The sequence below is a fragment of the Candidatus Methanoplasma cognatum genome (genome assembly GCA_009777615.1).
Lineage (GTDB): Archaea > Thermoplasmatota > Thermoplasmata > Methanomassiliicoccales > Methanomethylophilaceae > Methanoplasma > Methanoplasma cognatum.
Genome location: WRLM01000001.1, coordinates 519,249 through 533,718, shown reverse-complemented (window position 1 = coordinate 533,718; position 14,470 = coordinate 519,249). Strand labels below are relative to the sequence as shown.

Below are 14,470 nucleotides of genomic sequence, written 5' to 3'. Positions count from 1 at the left end.
ATAGTTGATTCAAATATCTTTGCTGTACTTCTTCCCAACAATCCATTAAAAAATACATCCCTAGCTTGTCGTGCATATATGTATTGGTCCTTGGCGCACATGGGGAGGTACCGCCGCTGGGACCCCTCATTCAACTGCAGAATGAAAAGTGTTAAAGTTTGAGAGCGCAATTGCTGCGATGTGAGGCCTGTGCCGTCAGAAACAAATAAAATGGTCGGGAGCGGAGGAAGAAATGGGGCCCAGTGATTTTTTTGAAACATTAAAAAACAAATCAAATATAAAATTCAAGTTTTATGATTCTGTGGAAGAGATGGAAAAATCTCCCTTTCCATTTAAAGCGGTTATTAAAGGGAATGAGATCATATGTCTGGTTATAAGAGAGTGCCCCTTTTTGTTGAAAGAACTGCCGGCGTTCATAGGGGAACTGAAAAACCTCACTTCGCTTGATATAAGTTACAACGGGCTGGAAGAACTGCCGGCGTTCATAGGAGGACTGAAAAACCTCACTTCGCTTAATATAAGTGACAACGATCTGAAAGAACTGCCGGCGTTCATAGGAGGACTGAAAAACCTCACTTCGCTTGATATAAGTGACAACTTTCTGAAAGAACTGCCGGCGTTCATAGGAGGACTAAAAAACCTCACTTCGCTTGATATAGGCGGCAACGATCTGAAAGAACTGCCGGCGTTCATAGGAGGACTAAAAAACCTCACGTCGCTTGATATAAGCGGCAACGGGCTGAAAGAATTGCCGGCGTTCATAGGAGGACTGAAAAACCTCACTTCGCTTAATATAAGTTACAACGGGCTGAAAGAACTGCCGGCGTTCATAGGGGAACTGAAAAACCTCACTTCGCTTGATATAAGTTACAACGGGCTGGAAGAACTGCCGGCGTTCATAGGGGAACTGAAAAACCTCACTTCGCTTAGTATGTGGAGGAACGATCTGACAGAACTGCCGGCGTTCATAGGGGAACTGAAAAACCTCACTTCGCTTAGTATATGGGGCAACCATCTGACAGAACTGCCGGCGTTCATAGGAGGACTGAAAAACCTCACTTCGCTTAATATAAGTGACAACGATCTGAAAGAACTGCCGGCATCCATAGGGGAACTGAAAAACCTCACTTCGCTTGGTATAGGCCGCAACAGGCTGATAGAACTGCCGGCATCCATAGGGGAACTGAAAAACCTCACTTCGCTTAGTATGTGGAGCAACCATCGGATAGAACTGCCGGCATCCATAGGGGAACTGAAAAACCTCACTTCGCTTAATATAAGTAACAACTTTCTGAAAGAACTGCCGGCATCCATAGGGGAACTGAAAAACCTCACTTCGCTTGATATAAGTTACAACTTTCTGAAAGAACTGCCGGCGTTCATAGGGGAACTGAAAAACCTCACTTCGCTTGATATAAGTAACAACTTTCTGGAAGAACTGCCGGCGTTCATAGGAGGACTGAAAAACCTCACTTCGCTTGATATAAGTGACAACTTTCTGAAAGAACTGCCGGCGTTCATAGGAGGACTGAAAAACCTCACTTCGCTTGATATAAGTGACAACGAGCTGAAAGAGATACCAGAGGAGCTTGGAGGTTTAAGCAACTTACATCGTCTGAATTTATCCGGCCTTACTGTGCCTATTATTCCAAAGTCAATAGCTTTCCTGGGGTTGAGTTTCGAGTATGATCAGTTTTCCTCTCATGGAATTGCCCTATTTGATACAAAGCTGCTGAAAATGCCCATAAGTCTTTTCGAGATGCCGTTGGATTTCATACAGGAATTCTATAAAAACATAACAAACATCAATGAATGCAAGATCATCTTTTTAGGGGACGGAGAGGTCGGAAAGACATCTCTTATCGAACGAATTGTAAAACATGATGAATATATACCAGACAGACCTCCCACGGACGGCATTTTAATAAAAAAGCATAAAAGAAACATTTTGGGAAAAGATGTCACGCTTCGGATATGGGATTTTGGCGGACAGGAGGTTATGCACACCATGCATAAATGCTTTTTAACGTCGAGAACAGTATATGTCATCGTTCTAGATGCCCGCGAAAACCAGTTCTTCAATAGAACCGCCACACACTGGCTTAAGACCGTGGAAGCATTCGCGCCGGATTGTCCGGCTATTCTCGTCATCAATAAAATTGACCACTCAGAAGATGCGGCCGTAAATGAAGCCGATTTGAAAAAACTGTATCCTAATTTACAACTGCCAGTGGTAAGAACATCCGCTAAAAAAAACATCGGCATTGAGGACCTGAAAACTTGTATAGACAAGGCTGTTGAAAAAGGTGAGATGTTCACGAGCATCTTCAATAGTAAATGGTTTCCAATCAAAGAAGCATTGGAAGCAATGAGCAGTCCATATATCAAACAGGAGGATTACGTTGAAATATGTAAGAGAGCGAACGAGACAAACGTTGATATTCAGAGTTGGCTACTGCGCTGGTTCAAAGATCTGGGCATATCGTACTACTATGAAGGGCAGGATATCGGTTACGCTGCTCAAAATATAACGGTGTTGAATCCCAATTGGATCACCGGCGGCATATACAGACTAATCACCAAGACGGAGAAGAACAATGCCTTTATTGAACATAGCACTGTCAAAAAGGTTATAGAAAAAGCTCATCCCAATGACATAACTAAATATACATACAAAGGTGAGGAGATAGATTTCGTACTTGATGTAATGGCGCAATTTGAAATTTCCCTCAAGTGTGGCGACGTTGTGTTCGTCCCACTTAAATTGAACAAAACCACCCCAGATGCTGCTAAAGGCTTTGTTGACGAAGAACAATCGTTGCATCTTTCATGGGAGGCCGAGTATATGCCATATAATGCCATACATCGCCTGATGATAAAAATGTTTGATGATTTAGACAAGGACTGCGTTTGGTTGAACGGCGCAGGATTCATAAGCAGAGATGGAAAAAGGAGAGTGCTTATGCGTATGGATCTTGAAGAAAAGAAGATCCACGCCTTTGTAGGCTCAACGGAACAGGATGGAGAAAAAGAATATTTGAGCCATATCAGGGATAAGCTTAATGACATATTGAAGCAGCTGAACCTTAAATTTGATGAATATATCCACTACCGCATTGACGGAAAAAGTGGAAAAATAAAATATTCCGTAGTTTTGGACCAATATCACGATGGTGCAAACAGAATATATTTAGAAGAGACGAAACAATATGCAGACCCAAGAGTATTGTTGCGTCTAATACACACCGATGATGAAATAGAAAACGACAGAATGGGAGGTGCGACTGTGAATGTCTATAAGGACAGTAACGTAGTCTATGGCAGGGACGGTAACGTAAACGTTAATACGGGGAAACAAAGGGGAGTAAGCACATTTCAGGAAACACATACGACGAACTATGTAAACTGGGTAGATAACCTGCCATCCGAAGCAACCTCCGCACAGATGGATGAATTTTTGAAGGCTATAGAAGCGTTCTTAAATTCCAAAGAATATGGTAAAATGACACTTGACGAAGCCAAGCAGCTGGAATCAGCGTTAGAAGAATATAAAAATCCTATTCAAGATAAAAAGAAAAGGTGGGGTACGGTTAGAGATTTCTTCATGAAAGCCGGAAAGGAAATGCCGGGACTTGTTTCTAAATTTTCAAAGTTTGTTCAGGACAATCCCGCCATATTCACATGGTTAAAATCGCTCATCGGCCAGTAACTCATAGGTCTCAAATGTTCAGGCCATACCTCATAAACACAGAAAAAAGGGCCATAGAAGTTTATGTGATATGAAGATACAGGCCATAAATGTCACTGTAAATGTCACTGTAAATGTCACTGTAAATGTCACTCTTTTAAATATTCACCACTTCTATCTCAACAACAGGCCATGTATGGGCCCAATTTTGCCATAGACGATCATAGACACTGGGAGATCATCCGACAGTGAGGCCACTCGCTTTCCTTTGGCGTTTTAGCCTGGCCCGCCCTCATCCAGAGGGGGCGGGGTGTCGTGCCCGGTCGGCAGTCTGACATCAGGCCATGGGGTCCGGCTCTGCCTTCTCAAAATACCTTTTGTAGGCGGGGATCGCCAGGCAGCCTATCCCGTTACCCAATATCACCATCAGAAGGAAAACGAGCGAATCCAGGTCGAACATTCCAGCCGAAGCGATGTAGAACATATCCGCGATGGAGTGCTCGAACCCTGCCAGTATGAACGCGGGTATGCAGATGAAAAGGGCAAGATAGCTTTTCTTCGTTTTGTATTGGTCCACGGCGATGAAGACCAGCAGACCGCAGCATATCGATTTGAAGAACACCGCAAGTTCATCGGCCGCCAGCCTTACTTCGCAGGAAGTCACGGCCTGGTCCAGGGGGAAGGCCAATCCCATCATCAGGCATCCTATGAAATTGCCGATTAGGGTAAGGGCTACATCCGCCAGGAATATCGGCGGATTCTCAAGTGCGTAGCCGACCTTTCCGGTGTACAGCCCGAACTTATACGTCAATATCCCGAAGAGACCTACGGTGAAGATCAGCGCCCCGATGAGCTTATCATCCGACAGAAGGCAGGCTATCCCGCCTATGCTGATCATAATGCCGCCGAGGATGGAACTCACAATTATCTTCAGAACATCCACTGCACCACCCCATCCACTGCCCGGAGTATTGTTCAGTATAGTATAAGAAGATTAACGACATGAACTATATGCTTACGGCGGAGGCGGGTCGATTGATATATGATGTTATCGTGAGAACTGAGCCCGAAGAGTCGCTGCATGCGGATCTGTCATATGAGGATGTCCTGACGATCTTCATAGACAGACTGCTTTCCGATGAACAGCTGCCTTTGACAATAAGAAGGCGCTGCTGCAGCTCTGTTCACGAACATACCATGTCCGTCGAGACCTGCAATGAGATCCGGGAACTGGCTGGCGTGATGGGAAGATCGGAGAATAAGAAGGAAGACCCGGCGGATATCCGGACAAAACTGGACATCGCTGTTAACAATTGGTATCTGAGAGGAAAGATATCCCTTTCAGACGAGAATATCATAAAACCGCTCGACAGCCGCCAGGTCGGCTGAGCGGCCTGCGGTCATCCCCTTACGAAGCTTACGTATGCTTTCAAAGTCCTTTCCAGATACGCGTCGATGTTCTCATCAACCTTGTACGGCGGGTCCATCCACTTCTTGACAAACTCTATCATCTCCGCATTCGTGCACCCGTCTGGGTGGCATCCCACAAGCTCATTCCACCGCGCATCCGTCAGCCTGAAACCCATCGTCTGTTTGAGTTCCGCCATCTCTTTGTTCGTTATCCTGTATTCTTCCATGCATTATGTACCGATAGGAGCCTATATCAAATTACCTAGGGGCGGCTCACAGGGCTTGCAGACGCGCAAGACATTCCTTCGCGGCGGCATGTCCCCGACCGGCTGCGAGCCCATACAGCCCGGCGGCCTTCCGGACATCCGGAGCCACACCCAGCCCTTCTTCGTACAGACGGCCGAGGTGATATTGTGCTGCTGGATCCCCCTGCTCGGCCGCAAGACCGTACCACTTCGCCGCTTCTTTGTAATCTTTATTCACGCCCAGCCCTTCTTCGTACATATTACCGATGCCGAATTGTGCATGCGAGGACCCTCCTTCCGCCGCAAGAGTGTACCATTTTGCTGCCTCTTTGTAATCCCGGGGCACACCCCGCCCCATATAAAATCTCAGGCCGAGTTTGAATTGGGAATCCGGGGTCCCTCGTTCCGCGGATAGTCCATACCACTTCACGGCTTCTTTCTGATCCACAGGTATGTCCTGGCCGTTTTCGTATATGCGGCTGAGACTGTCCTGGGCGGAATAGTCTCCCTGCTCCGCCGCGGCCGTGTACCATTTTGCGGCTTCCCTATAATTCTTCGGCACCCCGAGGCCGTTCTCATACAGGTACCCGAGGTTGCATTGAGCGAGCGGGTCCCCGTGCTCCGCCGCGAGTCTTACCCATTTGGAAGATTCTTCATAGTCCTGAGGTACGCCGCTGCCTTCCTGATACATCAATCCGAGACTGAACTGAGCGTGAACGTTCCCGTGCTCCGCCCCGAGCTTCATCCAAAATGCTGTCTCCTCTTCCGCCTGAGCCCAGCTCACAGCATTATCTGAGAGGCCTAATTCCGCCACCCGTCTGAACCATTTGGCCGCTTCTTCATAGTCCTGGGGATCGTTCAGCCCCATGTCGTACAACAGGATGTCAATACAGAACGGAATGAAATCGTCGCTGTTTCTTACCCCCTCCGCCGCGAGCCTTAACCACTTTGCCGCTTTTTCATGATCCTGAGGCACGCCTCGGCCCTCCTGATACATAATGCCGGCCTCATATTGGGCCCTGACATCACCCCTCTCCGCCTTAGCAAGACGTTTCCTTATATCCTTCGGCTTATCGATCCTTGTTTCATCCCGGTCCTTCCGATGTTTTTCCCGAGATCTGAAAATTTCCATGTCCAAGTCACCGTGTTATGGATATTTGAAGCGACCTGATTTACAAAAACGGCTCCGTTCAGAATATATAATAGTGCAGAGGAAGGGATTTGAACCCTCGGACCACTAAGGACAAGGCCCTCAACCTTGCGTCGTTGGCCAGACTTGACTACCTCTGCGTAATGTGCGTTGAATGTGCATTCAATAAATAAGCTTTGTTATGGGCCTTTGAGTGTTGTTTACTGTTCCAAAGAATAATGAACAAAGGCAGTTCCCGCCCTCCGCTTTTGGCTTGATGCCCCCTACGGCGAGACGACGGGACTGATCTGTTTTGTAATTATAAAGCTCGATAAAAAAAAGAATATGCCGGCCGACGCTCATGCGCCGGCCGGGTTTGTGTTTGGTTCCCTCGTTTTTTCTTCCGCTCAGACGTCGCCGGTGTTCCCTCCGTCGCCGTTCTCGCGGTCGAGCTCCTCTTCGTTCATGCTCAGGACAGAACCGCTCGGCACGGACTTGCCGTCCACTGTGACCGTGAAGTCCGTTGTGCAGAACATCCCGTCCTCAATGTATGCGACCGTTACGGTCTGTGTTCCGATCGAATCCAGGACCGCGCCCTTTGAAGGAACGGTACCGTAACCGGTGACGACCTTGGTGCTTCCGTCGCTGTATACGGCAGTTACAACAAGGCCGGTCAGGTCAAGGAGATCGCCGACGATATACCCGGTCTTCACCGGGTACTCGCTCACGATGATGCACTCCAGGACCGGCGGGAGATCCACCGTGACCGTGAAGTTCGTCATATAGAGGGTTCCGTCCTCTATGTAAGCGATCGTTACGGTCTGTGTTCCGACCGAGTCCAAGACTGTGCCCGCCGACGGGTATGCGGCGTAGCCCTTTATGGCCTTGGTGCTTCCGTCGCTGTATACGGCGGTAACTACCAGGCCGGTAAGGTCAAGGGACTCGCCGACGATATACCCGGCCTTCACCGGGTACTTGCTCACGACGATGCATTCCAGAACCACCGGGATGGGGACCACCGTGACGTCGAACCATGCCAGCATGGTGACGCTGTCCTCTGCGTATGCTATCAGAACGACCTGCGTGCCGATATCATCCAGGACCGTGCCCTCCGCCGGGTATGCGATGTAGTCCGTTACGATCTCTGTGCTTCCGTCGCTGTACGCGGCGGTCACAACAAGACCGGTAAGATCAAGGGACTCGCCGACGAAATATTCCGTCTTTACCGGATACTCGCTCACGACGATGCACTCCAGAACCACCGGGAGGCCGACGGTGATCGTGAAGTTCGTTGTGTAAAGCATTCCGTCCTCGATGTACGCTACGGTGACGGTCTGTGTCCCGATCGTGTCCAAGGTCTTGCCTTTCACCGGGTCCGTACCGTAACCTGTAACGGTCTTGGTGCTTCCGTCGCTGTATACGGCGTTGACGACCATGCCGGTCAGGTCAAGGGACTCGCCGATGATATACTCGGTCTTCGCCGGGTACTCGCTCACACTGATGCTCTCCAGAACCGCCGGGGCGGTCGTCTTGAACACAGTGTACTTGTCGATTACCGCCATGGTGTCCGTGCGGTAGGTTGTAACCGTCACGCTGTCCGCGGTGACGTCCACTACCGTGAACTGGGGCACCTTCACCTGAATGCCGATGTTGGTGTACCACGGTTTCCCGGTGATGCCGCTGAGGTCCCTGACTCCGTTCTTGTCCTCGAAGTACAGACCGTCGTTCCCGCTGACCCATGCAGGGTTTCCGGGGGCGGTCGTGCGGAAGTCGTAGTATTTCAGGCCGCTGGCGGTGCTGAGGGTGAAGTATATCGTTCCGGCAGGGTTGGTCACATTGTCAAGGGAATAATCGATTCCCTCCACCTTCTCGCCGCCGAGTATGGACCAGCTCCTTGAGTAAACATGGTCGTGTCCGGCGAAGACGAAGTCCACGCCGTACTTGTCCATCAGGGCGTTGAATGCCGGGGTCCAGACCAGAACGTCGGCGTCGGTCTGGTGCGAGGCCGGCGACGCCGTGGACTTGTGGTGCTGCACGAAGATCCATGCGGCGTCGGGGTTGGCATCCGTCGCCGCCTTCAGGGTCGCGTCCATCACCGGGATGTACTGGTTCAGGTCATTCTGGTTCGCCGGGTAAGGCGCAGTGTTGAGGACAACGAACAAAGCGTTGTTGTATGTGTACCAATAGTTGCCGAAGTAGCTGCCGGAGGTCTCGTTAGGCAGGTTGTAATGCCATCCGAAGTTGCCGGCGGTGCCCTCGTGGTTGCCCACCGACGGCGCCACGGGCAGGCTGCGCAGCTGCTCGGGTGCGAAGTAGTTGGTGTACTGCGATTCATTGGTGGCCGTATCGACCTGGTCTCCGGTGCCCGCCATGAAGCGTGCGTCGGGGAAGTATTGGCTGATAAGGCTCAGGGTGTTCTGCCAGCCCGCCGCCGTGGTGGTCACGGGGTTGATGCTGTCGGAATCCTGGTTGTTGGCCAGCTGCGGGTCGCCTACCGCGATGAACTGGAAGTTCCCTGCGGAGGCGGTCCTGAATGTGTAGATCTCGCTGAAGTATGTCCCGTCGTTGGAAACACGGTACGCATATTCGGTGTCAAGCTCGAGTGCGGTGACCCCGGCCTTATGCCAGCTCTTTCCGCTGGAAGCGTCGCCGAAGGTGCCGGTGACCGTTATAACACCGTCAGCCGGGAACTGTCCGTTCACCAGGCTTGAGGTCTTCGTTATCTGGACCGCCGACGCGGATGCGTCCTCCCTGTCGCTGTACCATGTGAAGTTCATGTCGCGCTCGGTGGAACCGGGCGTCAGGGTCAGGGTCTCTGCGGCGAATGTTCCCGCGATCGTTCCGGACTCTCCCCATGCCCCGTCTTCGATGCTGCGCGGAATGCGTGTGGGGTCCGTCAGGTCCGAACTTCTGAAGTCAACCTGCTGGAAGTCTCGCAGGTTGTTGTCAGTATCCTGATATTTGATCCCGCTGTCTTTGTTTATGCGGGCAAACCCTTTCTGTTTGGATTGCGCCTCATTGTCGTTCGCAAGTAAGCGCTCGGTCTCATAACCGTCGACCGAAGGAGATGTGTTATCGTTGCCGGATACGCCGAACATGTCCACGTAGCCATTGATCTGCCCTGCGCCGTCGCCGTCGAAGGGATTTGCCAAAGTGTTCGGAAGCTGGTCCTGGTTGGATGTGAGGACGAACTTCACGCCCTTGTTGTAGCCTTTAATGCCGTTTGGCCAGACAAAACTCTGGTCAAAGGTCTTGTCTCTAAGGTCAAGACGGCCCACTTGGGCATTCCCGCCCGGGAGGGAACCGGTCTCGCCAAGGTTCACCAGGAAGGAATGTTCCGCAGGTATCTCGCCTGCGAGATCCAATTTGATCCAGTCTGGTGTGAAATATTTCATTTCGCTGGAACCGGCCATGCTCTTGTAGTGGAGTGCATACGTTCCTGTCAGCCCGACAGCAAAGTCATTCGGGTTGTATATCTCTACAAAACTATGAGTGCCGGAGGAAGCATTGTCGATACCAATGTATACAAAGCTGATAAGAAGTTCTGCCGGAGCAGGCTGCATCTTCTTCGGCAGTCCCGCGCCGATGGCGATGGTGCTTACGCCATTATTAGTATAATCATCAAAATAGAAAGGTCCGTTGTAAGATGGTTGTAGACTGTCCGCGTCCCGCGCATTGTGTGATCCCGCATTGTTGGAATGCTGTCCTCCCCCTGCCTCTACCCCGATGTACAAGCAAGGAAGCAACACTGCCATGACCAGAAGCACCACGATTGCGCTCTGTTTCGTTATTGTCTGCATTTTTTCGCTCCTTTTCGGCCTGTGCCCGTGTTTCCGCTGGAACCCGAACCCATACCGTGAGGAAAAATACGAATCAATGTATATTAAAACTCTCGGCATACAAATAAATGTGTATTTCAAAAAATTATATTCGTAAATTACGAATAAATGTGTAATGAATGCTGCCTTTTTTCTGCGTTCGAAGCGCGCAAACGGACCGGCGGCGGCGAATGGCATAATGGATTACCAAAAAACTCAAAAAAAATTATCCAACAAAATATAGGTTCCAAAAAAAAATATGTATAGGTACCGATCATTTCCGCCATATGGACGATATCAGTAAACTGAAGAAGCTCGCGGAGAGCGGAGATGCCAAGGCGGGATGCGAACTCGGACTGATGTATGAGAACGGAGAAGGCGTACGTCAGGACTACAAAAAAGCGGAGAAATGGTATAGGCTTTTCGCCGAGAGGGGTGACCCTGTAGCACAGCTTTACTTGGGCGGACTGTACTATGATGACGAAGATTATGAGAAAGCGGAGAAATGGTTCAGGCTTTCCGCGGAACAGGGGAATATGAACGCACAGTTCCTCATGGGCGGATTGTACTATGACGGAGAAAGCGTGCCTCAGGATTACGGAGAGGCGGCAAGATGGTACCGGCTATCCGCGGAACAGGGGGATCCTGTCGCGCAGTTCAATCTGGGCATAATGTGCGAGGCCGGAACAGGCGTGCCTCAGAGCGACGAGGAAGCGGTGAAATGGTTCAGACTTTCCGCGGAACAGGGGGATGCGGCGGGGCAGAACGCTTTGGGGTTCATGCACCAGACGGGAAGGGGCGGGTGCTATCAGAGCCATGAGGAGGCCGTAAGATTGTTCCTGCTTGCCGCTGAACAGGAGGACGAGAACGCACAGTACAACCTGGGAGAGGTGTATGAGAAGGGCTGGGGGGTGCCTCAGGATTATGAGGAAGCGGCGGAATGGTACATGCTCTCTGCCGAACAGGGCTGCGAAGAGGCGGAAGAGGCCCTTGAGAGGCTGGTCGACGAAGGGATACTCGTCTTTGAGCCGGACTGACAGCACGTTTTTCTTTGGCAGGGGGAGACAGCCTGTGAGAAAACTGTCTCGATCTGCCACACAGCCCCTCCGGCACGGCGTATAACAAAAAATTATATATTGTGAGATTCACTCCTTCCATTAATTCATATCAAAATAGTATGAAATCTGACATGAAAACATGGTGAAACGAATGCCGAAGATCATTTATCTGGATGATGCCGCCACGACAAGATTGAATCCCGAGGTCCTTGATGCGATGATGCCGTATCTCACGGAGATGTACGGCAACCCCTCCAGCATCCACTCCTTCGGCGCCGAATGCAGCGCGGCCTGCGAGAAGGCAAGGAAGATAATAGCGAACCTGATCAACGCAAAGGATAACGAGATCTATTTCACATCCGGCGGCAGCGAGTCCGACAACTGGGCCATCAAATCCGTAGCGTATATGAAAAAAGACAAGGGGAAGCATATCATTACATCGGCGATCGAGCACCATGCCGTGATGGAAACGTGCGAGTTCCTCGCAAGGGAAGGTTACGATGTCACTTTCGTAGGCGTGGACGACAAAGGAATAATAAAAATTGATGAGCTCAAGGCCGCCATCCGCCCGGATACGATATTGATATCCGTGATATACGCTAACAATGAGATCGGCACCATACAGCCCATAAAGGAAATCGGAGAGATCGCACGCTCCAAGGGAATACTGTTCCATACCGACGCCGTGCAGGCCTTCGGACACATCCCCATAGATGTGGAGAAAGAGAATATCGATCTGCTGAGCGCCAGCGCGCACAAGGTCAACGGGCCCAAAGGCGTCGGCATGCTTTACATGAAGAACAGCGTGAAGCTCGCACCAATGATGCACGGCGGACCCCATGAGAGGAAAAGAAGGGCCGGAACGCTGAATGTTCCGGGAATAGTAGGGTTCGGAAAAGCGGCGGAGATTTCCAAAGGAACAATGGCCGAGAATATTGTCAAGGTGACCGAGATGAGGAACTACCTGATCGACAGATTGCTGAAGGAGATACCGCACTCAAGACTCAACGGCGACAGGGAAAGAAGGCTTCCCGGGAATGCCAACATCAGCTTCAGATACATAGAGGGAGAGTCGATGCTCATGATGGTCGACATGAAAGGGATCGCGGCCTCAACGGGATCTGCATGCGCGTCCGGCTCGCTTGACCCGTCGCATGTGCTCCTGGCGATAGGGCTGCCGCATGAGATCGCCCACGGGTCCCTGAGAATGACCATGTCCGAACACACCACAAAGGAAGAACTCGACTATACGGTCGAGGCTTTGAAGGAAGTGGTGGCTAAACTAAGATCAATGTCCCCGTTGTACGAGGACGCCATTAAGAACAAGGAGGCATGAAATGCAATACAGCGCAAAGGTGATGGACCATTTTACAAACCCCAGGAATGTGGGGGAGATAGAGAACGCAAGCGGCGTCGGCACGGTTGGCAACGCAAAATGCGGGGACATCATGAGGGTGTACCTCGACATAGACGAAGGCGGCTTCATCAAAGACGTTAAATTCAAGACCTTCGGCTGCGGCGCGGCAGTGGCCACCAGCAGCATGGCGACCGAGCTCATAAAAGGAAAGCACATAAACGAGGCACTCAAACTTACCAACAGAAGCGTCATGGACGCTCTGGACGGCCTGCCCTCGATCAAAGTTCACTGCTCCGTCCTTGCGGAAGAGGCGGTGCGTGCCGCCCTGTGGGACTACGCCGACAAGAATGGCATAAAGATAGACGGGCTCGAAAAACCCGCCGACGACATACACGACAGCCATCACGAAGATCTGCATGAAGAAGATTGATGGATATGATACATGAGAATCTTACAGACCTTATTGGCAGAACGCCTTTGTTGAGGCTTAAGAACATCGAGAAAGAACACGGCCTGAACGCAAAGATCATCGCCAAGCTGGAATCCAGGAACCCCACGGGCAGTGTGAAGGACAGGGCGTCGTTCGCGATGATAGACGACGCCGAAAGAAGGGGCTTAATCAAAAAAGGCGCGGTCATCATAGAGCCGACGTCCGGCAACACGGGCATCGGGCTGGCGGCGATAGCCGCTTCCAAAGGATACAGGCTCATCCTGACCATGCCTGAAACGATGAGCATGGAGCGCCGTAACCTTCTGAGCGCGTACGGCGCCGAACTCGTCCTCACGCCCGGCAAGGACGGTATGAAGGGCGCGATCGCCAGATCCAATGAGCTTGCGAAAGAGATCTCTGGCAGCGTAATACTGAGCCAGTTCACGAACCCGGCGAACCCGAAATTCCATGAGCTCACGACCGGGCCGGAGATATGGGACGACACCTGCGGAAAGACAGACATCTTTGTCGCAGGGGTCGGCACCGGAGGAACCATCGTCGGAGCCGGAAAGTACCTTAAGTCCAAGAACCCGAATATCAAAAACGTGGCAGTCGAGCCCGCGGAGTCGGATGTCCTCTCCGGCGGGAACCCGGGGCCTCACAAGATACAGGGGATAGGGGCGGGGTTCGTCCCGGCGATCCTCGATATGTCCGTGATAGACGAGATTGTCAGGATCTCCGGAGAAGAGGCATTAGCGTTCGGCAGAGAAACCGCGAAGAAAGAGGGTCTGCTTGTGGGAATATCATCAGGGGCGGCGCTCGCCGCATCTGTGAAGCTTGCAAAATTGCCGGAGAATAAGGGTAAGACAATAGTGTTCATAGCCCCTGACACCGGAGAGAGATATCTTTCAACGGAGATGTTTCAGTAATCCGGGATCTCTATCTCGATGAATCTGCCCTTGGAGCTCCAATCTATCATATCAGCGAGAGTGGTACCTTCGAGGACAGAGTTCACGGCCTCATTGAGCTTTTTCCACAATATCATTGACACACAACGATCCGACCTCTCGCAGTCCTCGGAAAAACACGAGACAGGTGCGGTATCTCCCTCTATCAGTTTCACTATCATCCCCACTGTGTACTCTTCGGGAGCCTTCGAAAGGCGGTAGCCGCCTTTGGGCCCCCTCTCGCTTATGACAAAGCCTGCCTTATTGAGGGAAGAGACGATCTGCTCAAGATATTTTATCGGGATATCCTGCCTGTCAGCGATATCCTTCAGCTTCACGTTCTCCTCCAGGCCGTTCAGCGAGATATCTAGCATGCATCTGAGCGCGT

11 protein-coding genes and 1 tRNA gene are annotated in these 14,470 nt (G+C 51.0%); 6 read left to right on the top strand and 6 right to left on the bottom strand.

Annotated features, from left to right (window positions below; genetic code table 11):
* The first annotated feature begins 232 nt into the window (after nucleotides 1-232).
* Nucleotides 233-3,709, top strand: a complete 3,477-nt coding sequence (locus FWG96_02370) for a leucine-rich repeat domain-containing protein (GenBank protein MCL2032105.1) — start codon at nucleotides 233-235, stop codon at nucleotides 3,707-3,709.
* 316 nt (nucleotides 3,710-4,025) lie between these two features.
* On the opposite strand, the gene FWG96_02365 is transcribed toward FWG96_02370, so the two are convergent.
* Entirely contained in the window at nucleotides 4,026-4,631 is a 606-nt protein-coding gene (locus FWG96_02365) for a formate/nitrite transporter family protein (protein MCL2032104.1), read from the bottom strand.
* Nucleotides 4,632-4,723: 92 nt separating this feature from the next.
* Between FWG96_02365 and FWG96_02360 the strand changes: the two genes are divergently transcribed.
* Nucleotides 4,724-5,077, top strand: a complete 354-nt coding sequence (locus FWG96_02360; GenBank protein ID MCL2032103.1) for a hypothetical protein — start codon at nucleotides 4,724-4,726, stop codon at nucleotides 5,075-5,077.
* Nucleotides 5,078-5,088: 11 nt separating this feature from the next.
* On the opposite strand, the gene FWG96_02355 is transcribed toward FWG96_02360, so the two are convergent.
* From FWG96_02355 to FWG96_02340, 4 genes are all read right to left on the bottom strand, one after another.
* Nucleotides 5,089-5,325, bottom strand: a complete 237-nt coding sequence (locus FWG96_02355; protein ID MCL2032102.1) for a hypothetical protein — start codon at nucleotides 5,323-5,325, stop codon at nucleotides 5,089-5,091.
* Nucleotides 5,326-5,371: 46 nt separating this feature from the next.
* Complete coding sequence (locus FWG96_02350; protein MCL2032101.1) at nucleotides 5,372-6,475, bottom strand: SEL1-like repeat protein; 1,104 nt, start codon at nucleotides 6,473-6,475, stop codon at nucleotides 5,372-5,374.
* A 74-nt stretch (nucleotides 6,476-6,549) separates the two neighbouring features.
* Nucleotides 6,550-6,633, bottom strand: a tRNA-Leu gene (locus FWG96_02345).
* A gap of 246 nt (nucleotides 6,634-6,879) precedes the next feature.
* Complete coding sequence (locus tag FWG96_02340; protein MCL2032100.1) at nucleotides 6,880-10,272, bottom strand: bacterial Ig-like domain-containing protein; 3,393 nt, start codon at nucleotides 10,270-10,272, stop codon at nucleotides 6,880-6,882.
* 305 nt (nucleotides 10,273-10,577) lie between these two features.
* Here FWG96_02340 and FWG96_02335 point away from each other — a divergent pair, with 305 nt between their 5' ends.
* From FWG96_02335 to cysK, 4 genes are all read left to right on the top strand, one after another.
* The gene (locus FWG96_02335) at nucleotides 10,578-11,327 is read left to right on the top strand and encodes a sel1 repeat family protein (protein MCL2032099.1); all 750 of its coding nucleotides are present in this window, start codon (nucleotides 10,578-10,580) and stop codon (nucleotides 11,325-11,327) included.
* 172 nt (nucleotides 11,328-11,499) lie between these two features.
* Nucleotides 11,500-12,684 (top strand): cysteine desulfurase NifS, encoded by a 1,185-nt coding sequence (gene nifS, locus FWG96_02330; GenBank protein ID MCL2032098.1) that lies wholly within the window; start codon nucleotides 11,500-11,502, stop codon nucleotides 12,682-12,684.
* Between the two features lies 1 nt (nucleotide 12,685).
* Nucleotides 12,686-13,135, top strand: a complete 450-nt coding sequence (gene nifU, locus FWG96_02325; GenBank protein ID MCL2032097.1) for a Fe-S cluster assembly scaffold protein NifU — start codon at nucleotides 12,686-12,688, stop codon at nucleotides 13,133-13,135.
* A gap of 5 nt (nucleotides 13,136-13,140) precedes the next feature.
* Nucleotides 13,141-14,064 carry a cysteine synthase A gene (cysK, locus tag FWG96_02320; GenBank protein MCL2032096.1) on the top strand — a complete coding sequence of 308 codons (924 nt, stop codon included), beginning with the start codon at nucleotides 13,141-13,143 and terminating at the stop codon, nucleotides 14,062-14,064.
* On the opposite strand, the gene FWG96_02315 is transcribed toward cysK, so the two are convergent.
* On the bottom strand, nucleotides 14,058-14,456 hold the full coding sequence (locus FWG96_02315) for an Rrf2 family transcriptional regulator (protein ID MCL2032095.1): 399 nt from the start codon (nucleotides 14,454-14,456) through the stop codon (nucleotides 14,058-14,060). The two genes, cysK and FWG96_02315, sit on opposite strands and share 7 nt — an antisense overlap.
* Between the last annotated feature and the right edge of the window lie 14 nt (nucleotides 14,457-14,470).

What these genes read in the sequence shown, in the direction of transcription:
- FWG96_02370 (MCL2032105.1), top strand. Translation starts at nt 233, where the DNA reads ATGGGGCCCAGTGATTTTTTTGAAACATTAAAAAACAAATCAAATATA.
- FWG96_02355 (MCL2032102.1), bottom strand. Translation starts at nt 5,325, where the DNA reads ATGGAAGAATACAGGATAACGAACAAAGAGATGGCGGAACTCAAACAG.
- FWG96_02350 (MCL2032101.1), bottom strand. Translation starts at nt 6,475, where the DNA reads ATGGAAATTTTCAGATCTCGGGAAAAACATCGGAAGGACCGGGATGAA.
- FWG96_02340 (MCL2032100.1), bottom strand. Translation starts at nt 10,272, where the DNA reads ATGCAGACAATAACGAAACAGAGCGCAATCGTGGTGCTTCTGGTCATG.
- FWG96_02335 (MCL2032099.1), top strand. Translation starts at nt 10,578, where the DNA reads ATGGACGATATCAGTAAACTGAAGAAGCTCGCGGAGAGCGGAGATGCC.
- nifS (MCL2032098.1), top strand. Translation starts at nt 11,500, where the DNA reads ATGCCGAAGATCATTTATCTGGATGATGCCGCCACGACAAGATTGAAT.
- nifU (MCL2032097.1), top strand. Translation starts at nt 12,686, where the DNA reads ATGCAATACAGCGCAAAGGTGATGGACCATTTTACAAACCCCAGGAAT.
- cysK (MCL2032096.1), top strand. Translation starts at nt 13,141, where the DNA reads ATGATACATGAGAATCTTACAGACCTTATTGGCAGAACGCCTTTGTTG.
- FWG96_02315 (MCL2032095.1), bottom strand. Translation starts at nt 14,456, where the DNA reads ATGCTAGATATCTCGCTGAACGGCCTGGAGGAGAACGTGAAGCTGAAG.